The organism is Buttiauxella ferragutiae (genome assembly GCF_022637515.1).
GTDB classification, from domain to species: Bacteria; Pseudomonadota; Gammaproteobacteria; order Enterobacterales; family Enterobacteriaceae; genus Buttiauxella; species Buttiauxella ferragutiae.
Genome location: NZ_CP093332.1, coordinates 1,323,214 through 1,341,615, shown reverse-complemented (window position 1 = coordinate 1,341,615; position 18,402 = coordinate 1,323,214). Strand labels below are relative to the sequence as shown.

Below are 18,402 nucleotides of genomic sequence, written 5' to 3'. Positions count from 1 at the left end.
TTCGTAGGTCGGATAAGCGCAGCGTCATCCGACACCACTGGCGTAAATGGTGGATGACGCTAACGCTTATCCACCCTACAAAACACATTTATCACCCTTTGCCAGCAATCTGAAAGCCGACTTAACGTCGGCTTTTTACTGTCTCTAATGTGGCTTGTCGTCGATAAGGAGAGTATCTGGCCAGGCATGCACCACCGCTTTAATCAGCGTGGCAAGTGGGATAGCAAAGAACACCCCCCAGAACCCCCACAGTCCACCAAAAATCACCACCGACAGAATAATGACCAACGGGTGCAGGTTAACAGCCTCGGAAAATAGCACCGGCACCAGCAAGTTTCCATCCAGTGCCTGAATGATTAAGTAGACGGCAAACAGCGTCCAGAACTCAGTGCCAAGGCCAAACTGGAATAAAGCGACACACACTACCGGAATAGTCACGACAAATGCGCCAATGTAGGGAATCAGCACCGAGAACCCGACCAGTACCGCCAGCAGCAACGAGTAATTCAGGCCAAACACCACAAAGCCAATGTACGTCACCACACCCACAACCAGCATTTCCAGCACTTTACCGCGGATATAGTTGGTAATTTGTTGGTTCATCTCCAGCCACACCTGCCCCGCAAGCCCACGATTTCGGGGTAACACGCGGCGCACAGCATTCAGCATCTGCTCTTTATCTTTGACCAGGAAGAACACCATTAGCGGGACGAGTACCAGATAAATAGCTAGCGTTAGCAGGCCAACTAAAGAGGCAAGCGAATACTTCACCACCTGATCGCCCATGCCTATCATGCGCCCGCGCATATTTTCCGCCATCGCATCAATGATGCCCGCGTCCATCAGCGCCGGATAACGCTTCGGCAGCGTTGCGGCATAATCAGAGAGTTTATTCAGCATCCCCGGCATGTCACGAATCAGGTAGATACCCTGTTGCCAGGCGACGGGAGCCACCACTAAGACTAACAACAACAAAATACCAACAAACAACACCAGAACAATTGTCGTCGCCCAGGTACGGGAACACCCGACATGCTGAAGACGCGCAGTGGGCCACTCCAGCAAATAAGCCAACACAATCGCCATCAATAACGGCGCTAACAGCCCATGGAAGAAGAAAAGAATAACAAATCCTGCAACCAGAATGACCAGCAGTGCGATAGCCTCGGGGTCGCTAAACCGCCGTCTATACCACTGCAACAACATTTCGAGCATACATCCCTTCCCTGACAGCATTGTGCGAGGATCGATTGTATCTAAATGTCACAATAAAGACTTCGCTTTTTATCGCTGTTCAATAGCAGTTTAAAATTGACGCAGATAAGATATGTCTTAGTCATGCGGTGAGTTAGAGTTCATCGTAGTGTGCGAACAAAATCAGGTAACACTTGTCGAAGATTAACTTTGATTAAACAGGACAGGACGTATGTTCAAGCAGTTGAAAAAATCGCTGGTTGCAACACTGATGGCAGCTTTGCTTGCGGGTCCGGTCACACCAGCGTTTGCTGATGTGACCGATCAACTGCCAGATATGGGAACTTCAGCCTCAAGCACCCTGTCAATCGGCCAGGAATTGCAGATGGGCGACTATTATGTTCGCCAACTGCGAGGCAGCGCCCCATTAATCAATGATCCTTTACTCGTACAGTACATTAATAAACTCGGCATGCGCCTGGTGAGTAATGCCAATTCGGTTAAGACCCCGTTCCACTTCTTCCTGATTAACAACGACGAAATTAACGCCTTTGCTTTCTTCGGCGGAAATGTGGTGCTGCACTCAGCCCTGTTCCGTTATGCCGATAATGAAAGCCAGCTCGCCTCGGTTATGGCGCACGAAATTTCACACGTTACGCAGCGCCACCTGGCGCGTGCCATGGAAGATCAGAAAAAGAACGCCCCCCTGACTTGGGTGGGTGCGTTAGGGTCCATTTTACTGGCGATGGCTAGCCCACAAGCGGGTATGGCGGCACTTAGCGGTACGCTTGCGGGAACGCAGCAGGGCATGATCAGCTTTACACAACAGAACGAACAGGAAGCTGACCGCATCGGGATTCAGGTGTTGCAGCACGCGGGCTTTGATCCGCAAGCGATGCCGACATTCCTGGAGAAACTCCTCGACCAGTCACGTTATTCCTCGCGTCCGCCGGAAATTCTTCTTACTCACCCATTACCAGAAAGCCGTTTATCAGATGCCCGTAACCGCGCCAACCAAATGCGGCCAGTAGTGGTGCAATCTTCTGAAGATTTTTACATGGCAAAAGCCCGTACGCTTGGGATGTACAACTCAGGTCGTAACCAGTTAACCAATGATTTGTTGGATAGCTGGTCGAAGGGCAATATCCGTGAACAGCATGCCGCCACTTATGGCCGTGCGCTTCAGGCAATGGGGGCAGAAAAATGGGATGAGGCGCGCAAGCTATTGCAACCGCTACTCTCAGCGCAACCGGCTAATGAGTGGTATCTCGATTTATCGACCGATATCGACCTTGGGCAGAAGAAAACCGCAGATGCGATTAATCGCCTGAAGAACGCCCCAGGCCTGAAACAAAACCCGGTGTTGCAGCTAAACCTTGCCAACGCCTACGTGCAGGCGGGCCAGCCTAACCAGGCAGCAGAAATCCTTAATCGCTATACCTTTGCTCATCCGGACGACAGCAACGGCTGGGACTTGTTAGCGCAAACCCAGGCTGCATTGGGTAATCGCGATCAAGAACTCGCCGCTCGTGCCGAAGTTATGGCGCTGGTCGGGAAACTCGATCAGGCTATTACGCTGCTCAGTGGTGCCAGCGCTCAAGTTAAGTTGGGTAGTTTGCAACAAGCGCGTTATGACGCGAGAATCGATCAGTTCCGCGAATTGCAAAAACGTTTCCTTCAGTATTCGAAGATGTAACAGGAGTTACGATGTCCACAACTGTTTCTATTTATCACAATCCACGCTGCTCCAAGAGCCGTGAAACATTAAGCCTGCTGAAAGCGAATGGCATAGAACCTGAAGTGGTGTTGTATCTGGAAACCCCGCCCGATGCCGCAACGATAGAATCATTGCTGAGCAAGCTGGGTTTTGGCAGCGCACGTGACCTGATGCGTCAGAAAGAGGATTTATACAAGGAGTTGAATCTGGCTGAGCCGACATTAAGCGAGGATCAATTGATTCAGGCGATGGTCAAGAATCCAAAATTGATTGAACGCCCGATTGTGCTGGCGAATGGCGAAGCAAGAATTGGCCGCCCACCGGAGTCGGTGCTGGAGATTTTGTAATCTAGTGATTTAACGCCCTCACCCTAACCCTCTCCCCCAGGAGAGGGAATTGGATTTCTCCTTCTCCCTCAGGGAGAAGGCCGGGATGAGGGTGGTTTTACAGCCCCAAAATCTCTTTCACAAACGGGATAGTCAATTTACGTTGCGCTGTAATCGAAGCCAGATCAAGCTGATCAAGCGTCATAAACAGCGTACGCATTTCCCTGTCCAGACGTTTTAGCAGGAAACGCCCCACGTCCTCGGGCAATTCAAAACCACGAAGTCGGGATCGCAATTGCAGCGCCTGGAGTTTGTCATCATCAGAAAGCGGTTGCAGCTTATAGATTTGGCCCCAATCAAGGCGTGATGCGAGATCGGGCAATTGCAGGTTGAGCTGGCGCGGTGGGCGATCGCCGGTAATTAACAGCCGCGTTTTGCCAGATTCCAGAATGCGGTTATAGAGATTAAAAATCGCCATTTCCCACAGTTCGTCGCCCGCAACACACTCAATATTGTCGATACACACCAACGAAAGCTGTTCCATGCCATCAAGCACTTCCGGAACAAACCAGGTGCGTTTATCGAGAGGCACATAGCCAACGGCTTCGCCACGTTGCGAGAGTTCCGCACAGGCTGCATGAAGCAAGTGGCTACGTCCTCCTCCTTCTCGCGACCAGAAATAGATATATCCGCTGTGATCCTGACGGAGCACGGACTGGAGTGCGGCGAGTAAAGAAGGGTTATCACCCGGCCAGAAACTTGCAAAAGTTTCGTCATCAGGCAAATAGAGTGGCAGTGATAGCTGTGCCGGCGTATTCAGAATTACCTCAACCATAACAGGCAGAAAAACGCAGAGAGTCTATCACAGAATTGGCGATCAGGAGAACCGGGCGCACACGTCGCCCGGCTTGCATCAAAACTACGGTTTTACGTTGGTTTCTTCTGCATCAAGCACCACTTCTTCCGGACGCAGGATACTGATCAATTTGAAGATCAGGCTCAGACCAATACCGACGATAGTCGCCAGCGCCATCCCTTTCAGCTCAGCCGCACCAATATGTAGGGTCGCACCGCTGACGCCGACGATCAGAATGATAGCGGTCAGGATCAGGTTTTGCGTTTTGTTGTAATCCACTTTCGAATCAATCAGCACGCGGATACCTGAAGCGCCGATCACCCCATACAGCAACAGAGAAACACCGCCGATTACCGGAACCGGGATGATTTGGATCGCCGCCGCCAGTTTACCGACACACGACAATAGAATCGCGATAATCGCCGCACCGCCGATAACCCAGGTGCTGTACACGCGGGTTATCGCCATAACGCCAATGTTTTCACCATAAGTGGTGTTCGGCGTAGAGCCGAAGAAACCGGAAATCACGGTGGAAAGACCGTTAGCAAACATCGAACGATGCAGACCTGGGTCGCGGATCAGATCCTTTTTGACGATATTCGCCGTCACCACCAGGTGCCCAACGTGCTCGGCGATAACCACCAGCGCTGCTGGCAAAATGGTGAAGATGGCAAACCACTCAAAGCGCGGCGTGTAGAAGGTTGGCAGTGCAAACCACGGAGCCTGAGCAATCGCCGCGGTATCCACAATGCCGACGGCAAATGACAGCGCGTAGCCAGTCAGCACGCCAATCAGAATTGGGATAATTGCCAGAAAACCACGGAACAAGACTGAGCTAAATACCGTCACACCCAGCGTTACCAGCGAGATCATGATGCTGGTGGTATTCGGTTCGGTACCCGCAGCTGGCAATAGGCCTGACATTTCTGCGGCAACACGTGCCAGTTCCAGGCCGATAACCGCCACAATTGCGCCCATTGCCGCCGGAGGGAACATCACATCCAGCCAGCCGGTACCGGCTTTTTTCACAATCAACGCCACGATACAGAACAACACACCGCACATAATAAAGCCGCCCAGCGCCACTTCATAACCCAATGGCAACAGCAGCAGTACTGGCGAAATAAACGCAAAACTTGAACCGAGATACGCCGGGATTTTGCCTTTACAGATAAAGAGGTACAGCAGCGTCCCGATCCCGTTAAACAGCAAAACCGTAGCCGGGTTGATGTGGAACAGGAATGGCACCAGAACGGTAGCTCCAAACATAGCGAACAGGTGCTGTAAGCTTAACGGTATCGTTTGCAGCAGGGGTGGTCTTTCGTGTACCCCAATGGCGCGGCGCGTCATAATGTTGTCCTCTGAATGATGGTGTTGTTGTGTTTTAGTCAAAAAAAAGCCGACTCTCAAAGTCGGCTCAATTTTTTAATGCTCAATAGATTTCGGATTGCAGGAAGGCGGCAACTGCGCAAATCCCTGGGAGCGTAGATTTGCTACGTGACCAAGGTGAGCAAAGGCAGCCAACGCATCAGCAATTCGAAAGATGAAGAGCATTATTTGGTACCAAAAATCTTATCGCCGGCATCGCCAAGCCCCGGAATAATGTATCCGTGCTCGTTCAGACCCTGATCGATAGAAGCAGTAAACAGCTCTACGTCCGGGTGCGCTTTTTCCAGTGCCGCGATACCTTCTGGTGCTGCCACCAGAACCAGCACCTTAATGCTGGTACAACCGGCGTTTTTCAGCAGGTCGATAGTAGCAATCATAGAACCGCCGGTTGCCAGCATTGGGTCAACCACCAGCGCCATACGTTCTTCAATGTTAGAAACCAGTTTCTGGAAGTAAGGCACTGGCTCCAGGGTTTCTTCATTACGATAGATACCCACTACGCTGATACGTGCGCTTGGAACGTTTTCCAGCACGCCTTCCATCATGCCCAAACCGGCACGCAGAATTGGCACAACGGTAATCTTTTTGCCTTTGATCTGGTCAATTTCTACCGGGCCGTTCCAGCCTTCGATAGTGACTTTTTCAGTTTCCAAATCCGCCGTGGCTTCGTAAGTTAGCAAGCTGCCAACTTCTGAGGCGAGTTCACGAAAGCGTTTGGTGCTAATGTCGTTCTCACGCATCAGGCCCAGCTTGTGTTTGACGAGTGGGTGTTTGACTTCCACGATCTTCATACTCTTTCTCCCCGAGATAGTTGGCCACCACAAAAAAAATCGCCGGATTATACCGCTTTTTGATGGTGGTGCCACAGGAATTGGCACCGATTGGGGTTGATCAAGATCAACGAGACTGGAATGAGTATATATCAACAATAATTACATCCTGCTGAATAAGGGGCTCGCAAACGTTTGCCTGCACTGTTAGAATTGCGGCGTTTTTTATTCCTAACCCATCCGCGGGGACTTAGCAGTGACCGACAAAACTTCTCTTAGCTATAAAGATGCCGGTGTTGATATTGATGCTGGTAACGCTCTGGTCGATAAAATCAAAGGTGTAGTGAAAAAGACCCGCCGCCCGGAAGTGATGGGTGGCCTGGGCGGTTTCGGTGCGCTGTGTGCGTTACCGCAGAAGTATCGTGAACCTGTGCTGGTTTCCGGCACCGACGGTGTGGGTACTAAACTGCGTCTGGCTATGGATTTAAAACGTCACGACACAATCGGCATCGACCTGGTGGCCATGTGTGTGAACGACCTGGTCGTTCAGGGTGCTGAACCGCTGTTCTTCCTCGATTATTACGCAACGGGCAAACTTGAAGTCGAAACGGCTGCAAGCGTCATTACTGGTATTGCCGAAGGTTGTCTGCAATCTGGCTGCGCATTAGTCGGCGGTGAAACTGCTGAAATGCCGGGCATGTACCATGGTGAAGATTACGACGTGGCTGGTTTCTGTGTCGGTGTGGTCGAGAAATCTGAAATCATCGACGGCTCCAAAGTGACCGATGGCGATGTGCTGATTGCGCTGGCTTCCAGTGGCCCGCATTCCAACGGTTATTCTCTGGTACGTAAAGTGCTGGAAGTGAGCGGTACTGACCCACTGACTACCGAATTAGAAGGCAAACCGCTGGCAGATCACCTGCTGGAACCGACGCGCATTTACGTGAAGTCGATTCTGGAATTGATTGAACAGGTTGACGTTCACGCGATTGCACACCTGACCGGTGGCGGTTTCTGGGAAAATATCCCACGCGTTCTGCCAGACAACACTCAGGCGATTATCACTGAATCTTCATGGCAGTGGCCTGCGGTATTCGGCTGGTTACAACAAGCCGGAAATATCAGCCGTCATGAAATGTACCGCACCTTTAACTGTGGCGTGGGTATGCTGATTGCGCTGCCTGCTGCTGAAGCGGACAAAGCGGTTGAGTTTTTGAATGCAAAAGGTGAAAACGCCTGGAAAATCGGTAGTATCAAAGCTTCCGATTCCTCTGAGCGCGTGGTTATTGAGTGATGAAACGCATTGTGGTGCTGGTTTCCGGCAACGGAAGCAATCTTCAGGCAATCATTGATGCCTGCAAGCTTAAAAAGATTAATGGCACTGTAGCGGCTGTATTCAGTAATAAAACCGAAGCTTTTGGGCTTGAACGTGCGCGTGAAGCAGAAATTCCTGCTCACGCGTTAACCGCCAGCCAGTTCGTCGATCGCGCAGCGTTCGATCGTGAATTAATGCTTGAGATCGACGCTTACGCCCCGGATCTGGTGGTTTTGGCAGGTTACATGCGTATTTTGAGCCCAGAGTTTGTCGGGCATTATGCCGGGCGCTTGATTAACATCCACCCTTCTCTGTTGCCGAAATATCCCGGCCTGCATACCCATCGTCAGGTACTGGAAAACGGTGATGAAGTCCATGGGACATCGGTGCATTTTGTCACCGAAGAACTGGATGGCGGCCCGGTTATTCTGCAAGCCGAAGTGCCTGTTTTTGAAGGTGATGACGAAGAAGACATCACCGCTCGCGTGCAGAATCAAGAACACGCAATTTATCCGTTAGTCGTTTCCTGGTTTATTGAGGGGCGGCTGGAGATGCGTGAAAACAGCGCCTGGCTTGATGGCAAAGAATTACCACCGCAAGGCCACGCTGCAGACGAGTAAATCAACTGCCTTCTCCTCAACAGAGAAGGCAGTATCCCGCTTATTTCGCTCGTTCGTTCATCACCTTCATTGTTAACACGGTCGCCGCTAACAACAGGGTGATGCCGTTGGCGATCATCAGCGGCATATCACCGCTTGTTAGCCCATAAAGCAACCAACACAACACCCCAAAAACAAACACCAGATACATACTCAGAGAGATCGCTTTAGTATCGCGATTTTTCAGGATATGAATCACTTGCAGGGCAAAAGAACCGGTGGTGCAGCAGGCAGCAACTCCACCCAGCCATGCGAAATCAGACATCTTGTTTTACTCCATCACACTCTACCAATACCACAGCCTGTTCGTTCCAGTCGGAAGGTAGAGGCTGTGGACGAAAAACATCGATATTACGCAGCGTCAGGCCATTCACCCCACAGCAATACAGCGCGGGCAAACCACCGGGATAAGCCTCAACACCGTAAGCACGCTGCGTATCTGGATTAAGACACCAGGCGTTGTCCAGCCCCATACCCGTTGGCGAAAGCGGGTTACAGGGTGGACGAATGTCGTATAAACCCTGCTCCGGTGAGGCGCTGATGCTTTGGGTGAGTTGCAAACCATCAATGATTACCTGGCGCACCAGTCCGGGTTGCTCGCTGTGTAAATTAACCGCCCCTTCACTCACGCCGGTTAAACCACGGAACTGGATAAACTCAATCGCACCAGGTTGAATCGCTGGGTCACGGAAACGGGCAGACAAGTAGACTGGATCAGCCTTACCCCAATGGCAGGCATGCACCATCTCGCAGTTAAAAGTGATGTTACTGAAGATCATGCGTCGTAAGCGTCCGCCGTCGCGGGAGACAATCCCGATGGCGCGGTTTGATTCGTAAATGGCACAGTTGGTGACACAAATATCTTCAATGTCTTCCCAGGTTTCAGTACCAATTTTTACCGCACAACTTTTGGAACGTAACGTGCAGTTGTTCACTACCACATGGCGCGTCGGGCGTTGCAACGGTGCCGGTTTACGGCTCGTCTTCAGGCAGATAGTGTCATCGGCGGCGCTGAAATGACTATTGCTGATATGCACTTGCTGGCAACTGTCGATATCCAGTGCATCGGTATTAGCCAGTGAAAGATCGTTATCGATGGTGATGCCATGTACTTTTACCAGCTCACACGCCACCAGATGAATCGTCCACATTGGGGCATTTTCGATAGTAAAGTCGCGGAGCTGTACGTGACGGCAATCTTCAAAAACAATCATGCGCGGGCGCTGTTCGGCAGGCTTGCGATAGCCCATATCATCGGCCTGTGCATCAAACCAGCCGTCAGCATTGCCATTAATCTTCCCGGCGCCACAGATGGTGATGTTATGCGCACCATAGGCGTATAAGAATGCCCAGCGCGAGCATTCCGCCTGGCTTTTAGTGGTGGCTTGCCCAAAGTCCTGGCCGTCATCGCTGACCCACAACTCAGCACCAGCCTGCAAACTGAGTGTAATATTGGAACCAAGTGTCAGACCACCCAGTCTGTAACAGCCACTTTCAACTTCCAGCGTTCCTCCCCCCTGTTGCGCCAAAGTATCCAGCGCTTTTTGGAAGCGGAGCGTATCGTGATTCTTATCGTCAGTATTCGCCCACTGCGGGGTCAGAGTCAGTTTCATGGTTCTCTCATCACTCGATGTAATAGACCCAGACATCTCACCATGCCCCTTCTCAGCACTCCACCGCGCCGCAATAGCTGATTAGCAGGAATGCTGCCTGACTCGCAAAATACCTTTTGCCCTGGGGTAAAAGGTGATCTTCATCACATCAGGTTTAAGCAGCATTTTTCCATTAGTGACGCAGATCACACTTTATTGCCCTTTCTGGCTTCTACGCCGCTCAAATACCAGGGGAACGATGAATACACATTCGATATTTCCCCACCCCCTTCGCATTACCGGACAAAACCCTTCCTGTCGCCATAGAGACTGCGGCCCACACTTCGTACCGTAGATGCCGAACTCCTTTTTTATCGACACGAGATAAGAACAATGGACACAACGACAAAAAACACGGCTCCAGCTGGAAGGGAAGTCAAAACCAAAAATATTCTCGCCTGGGGTATGGGCGATATTTTTGGTAGTGGCGCGATGACCATTACCGGCCTTTGGCTGCTGTATTTCTATATTGAGGTTGCCGGGTTATCGCCTGCTGCTGCCGCTTCCATCTTTGCCATCGCCAAAATTTGGGATGGGATTACCGACCCGGTGATGGGCTACATCACGGATAACATTCGCAGCCGTTGGGGACGCCGCCGCCTGTTCTTTATTATTGGCGCACCGTTCTCACTGACCTTCGCCTTGATGTGGATGAGTGGCTACGGATACTTCTGGTATCTCGGCACCTATTTGCTGTTCAGCACTGTCTTCACATTGCTGATGGTGCCTTACGATACGCTACCTGCGGAGATGACCAACCGCTACGAAACCCGCTCGAAAATGTCGGGGGCACGTATGCTGTTTGCACAAGCCACCGCGTTTCTTTCCGCACTGATACCTGGGCAAATTCTGGCGCATGTTGCTGATAAAGATCAGGCATTTATGCTTATCGGTATTACCTTCGCCGTGCTGTTCTCGCTGCCGTGGATTTTCGTCTGGCGTGGCACCTGGGAGCGTGACAACCTGCCGCCGCCACAAACGCAAACCGGGCTGCTCAACACGCTGAAATCTCTGTATCGGGAAATGTTGTCAACGTTTCGCCTTAAGACCTTCCGCATTCATATCATGATGTATGTCGGCGGCGCGGTTGCACTGGATATCTTCGGCTCGCTGTTTATGCACTTCATGACCTACGTGCTGCAAATCAGTGCCGGTCTGGCTTCGCAGGCGCTGAGCCTGATGACCTTGTTCCAGTTTCTCGCCATCCCTGTTTTCACCTGGCTGTGTATTCGCGTCGGCAACGGCCATGCGTATAAAGCGGCTATCGGCATGATTTTGATAAGCCTGGTCTACTTCAGCCAACTTTCCGCAAGCTACGCCTCCATTGGCATGCTGGTGCTTGGCGGGGCTGTCATGATGGGTATCGCGCGTGGTGGTACCTATCTCATTCCATGGAACGTGTACAACTTCTTACCTGATGTCGATGAGGCTTATACCGGCGTGCGCCGTGAAGGGATCTATGCCGGTGTCATGATGTTGACCCGCAAATTCTCCCAGGCACTGGCACTGTTTATTGTTGGCCTGGCGCTTGAGTCTTTCGGTTTTACCAAAGGTGTAGCATCGCAAAGCAGCACGGCCATTGATGGCATCTGGTGGGTGTTCGTTGTCGGCCCTGGCGTGTTGGCAGTCATGGCGATGTGCGGTGCCTTCCGCTTCCGCCTCAGCCAGTCACGCCACCAGGTACTGATCAGCGAACTGGAACGCTTACGTGCAGGTGGGAAACCGGAAGATGCCAGCCCTGAGACCAAAGAGGTTGTCGAAACCCTGACCGGCCACCCGCACAGCAATGCTAACTGGGCGTATCGTCCAACCCACGAAATCAAAATTACTCCAGCTACAACTTCTGTTTAAGGAACAGACCATGACTACGACACTGTTATCCCCAACCCGTGAACACACCACTGAGCTGATTGATAGCCTGATTGGTGGTCTGGTCGACATCAAAGACGCTGACGGGCGTTTTTTACAACGCCTCAGTGATGGCCGAATTGTTGATACCAAAGGCTGGGCAGGCTGGGAATGGACACACGGAATCGGCCTGTTTGGTTTATATCGCTACTATCAAGTAAGCGGCTCTGAGCGCGCCAAAGAGCTTATCGACCTCTGGTTTAGCGATCGTTTTGCCGAAGGTACACCGGTCAAAAACGTCAATACTGCCTGCCCATTCCTGACACTGGCATTATGTTATGAAGAGCAGCCAAATCCGCAATGGCTGCCATACCTGGAAACCTGGGGCCGTTGGCTCCAGCACCAGCTGCCGCGCACCGATGAAGGCTGCTTCCAGCATGTGACTTATGAAAACGACCACCACCAGCAAATCTGGGACGATACGCTGATGATGGCAGTTCTTCCGCTGGCTAAGATTGGCAAAATGCTCAACAAACCAGAGTGGATTGAAGAAGCGAAGTATCAGTTTACTCAGCATATTCAGTACCTGGCGGAACCTAAAACAGGGCTGTGGTATCACGGCTGGAACTTTGAAGGGCGACACCATTTTGCTGGCGCACTGTGGGCGCGTGGCAATAGCTGGATTACGCTCGCCATTCCTGAGTTTTTGGAGTTGTTAGATTTATCACCGCAGGACGCGCTGTATCGCCAGTTGTGCAATGTTTTGCGCAATCAGGTCGCGGCACTGGCCGAATGCCAGGCGGAAAATGGCCTGTGGCCAACGCTGCTTAATGACCCTGAAAGCTATGTTGAAGCTTCGGCCAGTGCTGGCTTCGCGGCGGGGATCTTCAAAGCTGTGCGTCTGGGTTACCTGGAAAGCCACTGGCTGCCAGTCGCACAACGCGCCACCGATGGGATTATCAAGCACATCACGCCAGAAGGTGAATTGACGCAGGTTTCATTTGGTACCGCGATGGGTCACGACCTTGACCATTACCGAAACATTCCACTGACCTCAATGCCATACGGGCAAGCAATGGCCATTCTTTGCCTGGTTGAATCACTGCGTTTACACATCTAGTCATCAGGTGGATAAAGCTTTTGCTTTATCCACCTTTTCTCCCCCTAACCTGACAATTTCGCTAACTCTTTGCTTAAACTCCCGGCCAGTGCGCGGGCGCGCCCGGCATCAAACATCACATGAATGGCCGGAGGAATGTCACTCCATTTGCCACAGAAATCTTCCATCTCATGAGCAGTGCCATACAAAGCCTGAATATTGGCCTGGCAAACTTCACGTAGGCTCCAGTTGTTTTCAACTTCACGCGCGTAGTGCAGGGTGAAAAAGGCTTTCTGCGCATGAATAAACGCCCGGCAATATAAAAACAGCCCCTGCCACTCCGTTTGCCAGCGTTGCGCTAATGCTGGCGGGAAGCCAGCATGTTTCGCGAATTCTAATGCCTGGCGCTGTACATTTTCCGCCCCTTGCCAGGCGAGATCTTTCTCGGCAGCAATCAACGACAGCTTCCGTGAAGCCCCTGCCGCATCCTGGCTTGCAAAGACGATGTCATCAGCAGATCCGGGCAACCAGTGGTTACGGTTAAGTTGCCCGTACAAACTCCAGACCACCTGGCCGTAGCTTTCAGGCAACAAGCTGTGACGATGAAAAACATGGTGGCGGGCATAAATAGCGCTGTAAATCACCTGATGCGCCTGTTCAAACAACCCCATTAGTACCAGAAGCTGTTGTTCATCCGCCGGCCATTGCCAGCATTCCAGTAACCAACGTTTCAGCAGTTGCGCGGTATTCTCTGACTGAGCCTGGGGATCGAGAAATTTGGCGCAGCTAAACAGGTTAAATTCACTTAACGTGCCAATCACACAGTGGTTATCGATACCTTCCCAACTGGCTTTGCATAACACACCTTTGATCGCCGGATTGCTGGCCCGGCACCACAGTAATCGCCCCTGGATTTCATCAACGCGGATAAACGGCAGATTTCCCCAGCAGACCTCTTCGCCTGCGGCATCGACTTCCGCCCAGACTTCGCGGTCTGTAATCGCCAGCAATGCCGGGTTATTAGGGAATTCGGGCCAGAAGCGTTCTGGTGTCAGTTTTATCGACACCGCCACATCAGCAGGTAAACCGGTGATAGCTTCAAGAACCGGTTCAACGCCGTCGATACTGGCGGGAAAAAGACGCAGCACCAGATGTTTGTGATGGCGAGCCATGACCTGAGCGGCAGCATTAAAGCAGCAACGATAAAGCGCCGAGCTGGCCGATTTTTTTTGCTGCGCCACGTTCTTTTTCCAGTCAGGCGTGGCTATCGGCACCAGACTGTCAGTATTGGAAATGGCCAGCAGCAGGCCATCTATCGCGGGAATCTGCTGGCACACCAGCGCCAGTTTATCGGCCAGATACTGGCTCCAGAAATCAACATCAAAACGCAGGCCGCCGTGACCATCGAATAATTGCGGTTGATGGAGCAGTAAATCAGCCGGAAAGCCTAGCTCTTTAGCCTGCAGATAAAAACGTAGACCGCGCGCTTTGCAATACTGAGCAAGCCGATTCAGGTAAACGCAACAGCAACGCTGATGCACGGAGATACGGTCATTGTATTGCGCAGGAGTGTAGCCCGCCGGAGTGACAAGCTTGCCGAGCAGATCGGTTTGCCCGATCACCACGGTATTAAAGTTATGTGCACAAGCGTAATCGACAAACTGGCAGGCTTGATGCCAGTTCCATAGCTCCTGGTTGTTCAGTTCAAGCGCCCGTGTTTCCCACATTCCCTACTCCTACTACAGTTTAAAACGCTATTTTAATTTATAGTTTCGCCTGTGACTGTTTCCTTTCTCACAGAGTCATGCGCTATACCTGAAGTTATTCAGACCCCAGCATTGGACAATCCCCGCCAAAGCTCGCCATAATGTCCAACGTGACGGCATTTAACGTCCACGAAAACGCAAGTGAGGGCTAATGGGTCAGGATAAGCTGTATATCGAAAAAGAACTGAGCTGGTTGTCTTTTAACGAACGTGTGCTCCAGGAAGCAGCGGACAAAATTAATCCGTTGATTGAGCGAATGCGTTTTCTCGGCATCTATTCGAATAACCTTGATGAGTTTTACAAAGTCCGTTTCGCTGAACTCAAACGGCGCATTCTGATCAGTGAAGAACAAGGTACGGCGCCCAATTCGCGTCATTTACTCAATAAAATTCAGGCGCGGGTGCTGAAAGCCGATCAAGAATTTGATGGCTTATACAACGATCTGCTGCTGGAAATGGCGCGTAATCAGATATTTTTGATCAACGAACGCCAGCTTTCCCCAAATCAGCAAAACTGGCTGCGCCACTACTTTAAACATTATCTGCGCCAGCACATCACCCCGATTCTGATTAACCACGACACCGACCTGGTGCAGTTCCTGAAAGATGATTACACCTATCTGGCGGTAGAAATTATCCAGGGCAGCGACATCCGCTACGCCTTGCTGGAAATCCCGTCCGATAAAGTGCCGCGTTTTGTGAATCTTCCACCGGAAGCACCACGCCGCCGCAAGCCGATGATCCTGCTGGATAACATTCTGCGCTATTGCCTGGACGACATTTTTAAAGGCTTCTTCGATTACGACTCATTAAACGCGTATTCGATGAAAATGACTCGTGACGCAGAATATGATCTGGTCACCGAAATGGAATCCAGCCTGCTGGAACTGATGTCATCAAGCCTGAAACAGCGTTTGACCGCCGAACCGGTGCGCTTTGTGTATCAGCGAGATATGCCCGACGCGATGGTTGAAATGCTGCGTAATAAGCTCACCATCACTAATTACGACTCTATTATTCCTGGTGGTCGGTATCACAATTTTAAAGATTTCATTAGCTTCCCGAATGTCGGCAAAGCCAATTTAATCAACAAACCGCTGCCGCGCCTGCGTCATATCTGGTTCGACAAATTCCGCAACGGCTTTGATGCGATCCGTAATCGCGACGTGCTGCTCTATTATCCGTATCACACGTTCGAGCATGTGCTGGAATTGCTGCGTCAGGCCTCGTTCGACCCCAGCGTACTGGCGATTAAAATCAATATTTACCGTGTGGCCAAAGACTCGCGCATCATTGAGTCGATGATCCACGCCGCGCATAACGGCAAGAAAGTCACCGTGGTGGTTGAATTGCAGGCGCGCTTTGACGAAGAAGCCAATATTCATTGGGCAAAACGCCTGACGGAAGCCGGCGTGCACGTTATTTTCTCCGCACCTGGGCTGAAAATTCACGCCAAGTTATTCCTGATATCCCGTAAAGAAGGTGAGGAAGTGGTGCGTTATGCCCACATCGGCACCGGCAACTTTAACGAGAAAACCGCCCGTCTTTATACTGACTATTCGTTGCTGACCTGTGACGCACGTATCACTAATGAAGTACGCCGGGTATTCAACTTTATCGAAAACCCGTATCGTCCGGTGACCTTTGAGCACCTGATGGTCTCGCCGCAAAACTCGCGCCGCCTGCTGTACGATTTGGTCGATAAAGAAATTGCCAATGCGCAAAACGGACAACCGTCTGGCATTACTCTGAAACTGAATAATCTGGTCGATAAAGGGCTGGTAGACCGGCTGTATGCTGCGTCAAGCTCTGGCGTGAAGGTGAATCTGTTGGTGCGGGGAATGTGTTCGTTAATCCCTAATCTGGAAGGCATCAGCGATAACATCCGCGTGATCAGTATTGTTGACCGTTATCTGGAACACGATCGCGTCTATATTTTTGAAAATGGTGGCGATAAGAAAGTCTATCTCTCCTCCGCCGACTGGATGACCCGTAATATTGATTACCGCATTGAAGTAGCCGTCGCTATTCTCGACCCGCGCCTGAAACAGCGGGTGCTGGATATCATTGAAATTTTATTCAGTGATACGGTGAAAGCGCGCTACATCGACAAAGAACTCAGTAATCGCTATGTGCCGCGTGGCAACCGCCGCAAGGTGCGCTCGCAACTGGCGATTTACGATTACATCAAATCTCTGGAACAACCTGAATAACGCCATGCCGATAAAAAAACACGCTCCACGACCGCAAGAATTTGCCGCGGTAGACCTTGGTTCGAACAGCTTCCACATGGTTATCGCCCGTGTGGTTGATGGCGCGATGCAAATTATCGGGCGCCTGAAACAACGCGTCCACTTAGCTGATGGTCTGAATGCTGATAACGAGTTAAGCGAAGAAGCAATGGAGCGTGGGCTGTCATGCCTGGCGTTATTTGCTGAACGCCTGCAAGGGTTCTCAGCCGAAAACGTCTGTATTGTCGGTACGCATAGTTTGCGCCAGGCGGTCAACGCCGAAGCGTTCCTGAAACGCGCCGAGCAGGTTATTCCCTACCCGATTGAAATTATTTCCGGTAACGAAGAAGCGCGTCTGATTTTCATGGGTGTGGAACATACCCAGCCGGAAAAAGGCCGCAAACTGGTGATTGATATTGGAGGGGGTTCCACTGAACTGGTGATTGGCGAGGATTTTGAACCGAAGCTGGTCGAAAGCCGCCGTATGGGCTGTGTGAGCTTTGCGCAAAACTTTTTCCCCAACGGGAATATCACGCCAGAAAACTTCAAACGTGCGCGCCTTGCCGCAGTGCAAAAACTGGAGAATCTCTCCTGGCAGTATCGCTTGCAAGGCTGGAATGTGGCGATGGGCGCTTCCGGCACCATCAAAGCCGCTCATGAAGTGCTGGTGAATATGGGTGAGAAAGACGGAATAATTACCCCTGAACGCCTGGAAATGCTGCGCGATGAAGTATTGAAGTACAAGAGTTTCAGCGCCATGAGCCTGCCGGGGTTATCCGAAGAACGAAAAGCGGTATTTGTGCCGGGTCTGGCGATTCTTTGCGGCGTGTTTGATTCACTGGCAATTCGTGAATTACGTCTGTCTGACGGAGCGCTTCGCGAAGGTGTGCTGTATGAAATGGAAGGCCGTTTCCGCCATCAGGACATTCGTATTCGTACCGCGCAAAGCCTGGCGGATCAGTACCATATCGATAGTGATCAGGCTAAGCGGGTGCTGACAACCACCGAGCATATGTACCAGCAGTGGGAGATTCAAAATCCGAAACTGGCCAATCCCCAGATGGGCGCACTACTGAAATGGTCTGCAATGCTGCACGAAGTGGGGCTGAATATTAATCACAGCGGGTTACATCGCCATTCAGCTTATATTCTGCAACACAGCAACTTGCCGGGGTTTAACCAGGAACAGCAGATGTTGATAGCTTCCCTGGTGCGCTATCATCGTAAAGCGATAAAGATTGACGATCTACCACGCTTTACTCTGTTTAAGAAAAAGCAGTTCTTGCCGTTAATTCAGATCCTGCGCCTCGGCGTGTTGCTTAATAACCAGCGCCAGGCCACCACCACCCCACCGACTCTGGTGCTGGAAACGGATGAAAGCCATTGGACGTTGCGTTTTCCACACGACTGGTTCAGCCAAAACACACTGGTGTTGCTGGATTTAGAGCGTGAACAGCAATATTGGGAGAGTACTCCCGGATGGCGGCTATCAATCGAAGAAGAAGTCAGCCCGAACGTGGCTGCCTGACAGCAAAAAGCACAAACGCCCTGATGGGCGTTTCAGACTGATGACAAACCTCT

The 18,402-nt window shown here is 51.3% G+C and carries 15 protein-coding genes; 8 read left to right on the top strand and 7 right to left on the bottom strand.

From position 1 onward, the window contains the following. Window positions 1–144: 144 nt before the first annotated feature. Window positions 145–1,215, bottom strand: a complete 1,071-nt coding sequence (locus MNO13_RS06070; RefSeq protein ID WP_064544509.1) for an AI-2E family transporter — start codon at window positions 1,213–1,215, stop codon at window positions 145–147. 211 nt (window positions 1,216–1,426) lie between these two features. Here MNO13_RS06070 and bepA point away from each other — a divergent pair, with 211 nt between their 5' ends. Then, window positions 1,427–2,890, top strand: a complete 1,464-nt coding sequence (gene bepA, locus MNO13_RS06065) for a beta-barrel assembly-enhancing protease (protein WP_064544507.1) — start codon at window positions 1,427–1,429, stop codon at window positions 2,888–2,890. An 11-nt stretch (window positions 2,891–2,901) separates the two neighbouring features. Further along, on the top strand, window positions 2,902–3,258 hold the full coding sequence (arsC, locus tag MNO13_RS06060) for an arsenate reductase (glutaredoxin) (RefSeq protein WP_064544505.1): 357 nt from the start codon (window positions 2,902–2,904) through the stop codon (window positions 3,256–3,258). A 97-nt stretch (window positions 3,259–3,355) separates the two neighbouring features. On the opposite strand, the gene MNO13_RS06055 is transcribed toward arsC, so the two are convergent. From MNO13_RS06055 to upp, 3 genes are all read right to left on the bottom strand, one after another. After that, the gene (locus MNO13_RS06055) at window positions 3,356–4,057 is read right to left on the bottom strand and encodes a DnaA inactivator Hda (protein WP_221200562.1); all 702 of its coding nucleotides are present in this window, start codon (window positions 4,055–4,057) and stop codon (window positions 3,356–3,358) included. Window positions 4,058–4,156: 99 nt separating this feature from the next. Beyond that, complete coding sequence (gene uraA / locus MNO13_RS06050; RefSeq protein ID WP_064544501.1) at window positions 4,157–5,443, bottom strand: uracil permease; 1,287 nt, start codon at window positions 5,441–5,443, stop codon at window positions 4,157–4,159. A 203-nt stretch (window positions 5,444–5,646) separates the two neighbouring features. Then, on the bottom strand, window positions 5,647–6,273 hold the full coding sequence (gene upp, locus MNO13_RS06045; protein WP_034459132.1) for a uracil phosphoribosyltransferase: 627 nt from the start codon (window positions 6,271–6,273) through the stop codon (window positions 5,647–5,649). Window positions 6,274–6,508: 235 nt separating this feature from the next. Between upp and purM the strand changes: the two genes are divergently transcribed. Further along, complete coding sequence (gene purM / locus MNO13_RS06040; RefSeq protein ID WP_064544499.1) at window positions 6,509–7,546, top strand: phosphoribosylformylglycinamidine cyclo-ligase; 1,038 nt, start codon at window positions 6,509–6,511, stop codon at window positions 7,544–7,546. After that, on the top strand, window positions 7,546–8,187 hold the full coding sequence (purN, locus tag MNO13_RS06035; RefSeq protein ID WP_064544498.1) for a phosphoribosylglycinamide formyltransferase: 642 nt from the start codon (window positions 7,546–7,548) through the stop codon (window positions 8,185–8,187). The genes purM and purN overlap by 1 nt, the downstream gene beginning before the upstream one ends. 40 nt (window positions 8,188–8,227) lie before the next feature. On the opposite strand, the gene MNO13_RS06030 is transcribed toward purN, so the two are convergent. Together MNO13_RS06030 and MNO13_RS06025 are read right to left on the bottom strand one after the other, a co-directional pair. Then, entirely contained in the window at window positions 8,228–8,491 is a 264-nt protein-coding gene (locus MNO13_RS06030; protein WP_064544495.1) for a SemiSWEET family sugar transporter, read from the bottom strand. Continuing rightward, on the bottom strand, window positions 8,484–9,839 hold the full coding sequence (locus tag MNO13_RS06025; protein WP_064544493.1) for a glycoside hydrolase family 28 protein: 1,356 nt from the start codon (window positions 9,837–9,839) through the stop codon (window positions 8,484–8,486). The genes MNO13_RS06030 and MNO13_RS06025 overlap by 8 nt, the downstream gene beginning before the upstream one ends. Before the next feature lie 444 nt (window positions 9,840–10,283). On the opposite strand from MNO13_RS06025, the gene MNO13_RS06020 reads away from it, so the two are divergent. Both MNO13_RS06020 and bglB read left to right on the top strand, forming a co-directional pair. Further along, window positions 10,284–11,729, top strand: a complete 1,446-nt coding sequence (locus tag MNO13_RS06020) for an MFS transporter (RefSeq protein ID WP_064544491.1) — start codon at window positions 10,284–10,286, stop codon at window positions 11,727–11,729. A 10-nt stretch (window positions 11,730–11,739) separates the two neighbouring features. Then, window positions 11,740–12,846, top strand: a complete 1,107-nt coding sequence (gene bglB / locus MNO13_RS06015) for a beta-galactosidase BglB (RefSeq protein WP_064544489.1) — start codon at window positions 11,740–11,742, stop codon at window positions 12,844–12,846. Window positions 12,847–12,890: 44 nt separating this feature from the next. Here the strand turns inward: bglB and MNO13_RS06010 are convergent, their stop codons facing one another. Then, on the bottom strand, window positions 12,891–14,552 hold the full coding sequence (locus MNO13_RS06010; protein WP_241939649.1) for a hypothetical protein: 1,662 nt from the start codon (window positions 14,550–14,552) through the stop codon (window positions 12,891–12,893). A gap of 190 nt (window positions 14,553–14,742) precedes the next feature. Here MNO13_RS06010 and ppk1 point away from each other — a divergent pair, with 190 nt between their 5' ends. Together ppk1 and ppx are read left to right on the top strand one after the other, a co-directional pair. Further along, window positions 14,743–16,803 (top strand): polyphosphate kinase 1, encoded by a 2,061-nt coding sequence (ppk1, locus tag MNO13_RS06005; RefSeq protein ID WP_064544485.1) that lies wholly within the window; start codon window positions 14,743–14,745, stop codon window positions 16,801–16,803. 4 nt (window positions 16,804–16,807) lie between these two features. Continuing rightward, complete coding sequence (ppx, locus tag MNO13_RS06000) at window positions 16,808–18,349, top strand: exopolyphosphatase (RefSeq protein WP_064544483.1); 1,542 nt, start codon at window positions 16,808–16,810, stop codon at window positions 18,347–18,349. Window positions 18,350–18,402 lie beyond the last annotated feature (53 nt).

What these genes read in the sequence shown, in the direction of transcription:
- MNO13_RS06070 (WP_064544509.1), bottom strand. Translation starts at nt 1,215, where the DNA reads ATGCTCGAAATGTTGTTGCAGTGGTATAGACGGCGGTTTAGCGACCCC.
- bepA (WP_064544507.1), top strand. Translation starts at nt 1,427, where the DNA reads ATGTTCAAGCAGTTGAAAAAATCGCTGGTTGCAACACTGATGGCAGCT.
- arsC (WP_064544505.1), top strand. Translation starts at nt 2,902, where the DNA reads ATGTCCACAACTGTTTCTATTTATCACAATCCACGCTGCTCCAAGAGC.
- uraA (WP_064544501.1), bottom strand. Translation starts at nt 5,443, where the DNA reads ATGACGCGCCGCGCCATTGGGGTACACGAAAGACCACCCCTGCTGCAA.
- upp (WP_034459132.1), bottom strand. Translation starts at nt 6,273, where the DNA reads ATGAAGATCGTGGAAGTCAAACACCCACTCGTCAAACACAAGCTGGGC.
- purN (WP_064544498.1), top strand. Translation starts at nt 7,546, where the DNA reads ATGAAACGCATTGTGGTGCTGGTTTCCGGCAACGGAAGCAATCTTCAG.
- MNO13_RS06030 (WP_064544495.1), bottom strand. Translation starts at nt 8,491, where the DNA reads ATGTCTGATTTCGCATGGCTGGGTGGAGTTGCTGCCTGCTGCACCACC.
- MNO13_RS06025 (WP_064544493.1), bottom strand. Translation starts at nt 9,839, where the DNA reads ATGAAACTGACTCTGACCCCGCAGTGGGCGAATACTGACGATAAGAAT.
- MNO13_RS06020 (WP_064544491.1), top strand. Translation starts at nt 10,284, where the DNA reads ATGGGCGATATTTTTGGTAGTGGCGCGATGACCATTACCGGCCTTTGG.
- bglB (WP_064544489.1), top strand. Translation starts at nt 11,740, where the DNA reads ATGACTACGACACTGTTATCCCCAACCCGTGAACACACCACTGAGCTG.
- MNO13_RS06010 (WP_241939649.1), bottom strand. Translation starts at nt 14,552, where the DNA reads ATGTGGGAAACACGGGCGCTTGAACTGAACAACCAGGAGCTATGGAAC.
- ppk1 (WP_064544485.1), top strand. Translation starts at nt 14,743, where the DNA reads ATGGGTCAGGATAAGCTGTATATCGAAAAAGAACTGAGCTGGTTGTCT.
- ppx (WP_064544483.1), top strand. Translation starts at nt 16,808, where the DNA reads ATGCCGATAAAAAAACACGCTCCACGACCGCAAGAATTTGCCGCGGTA.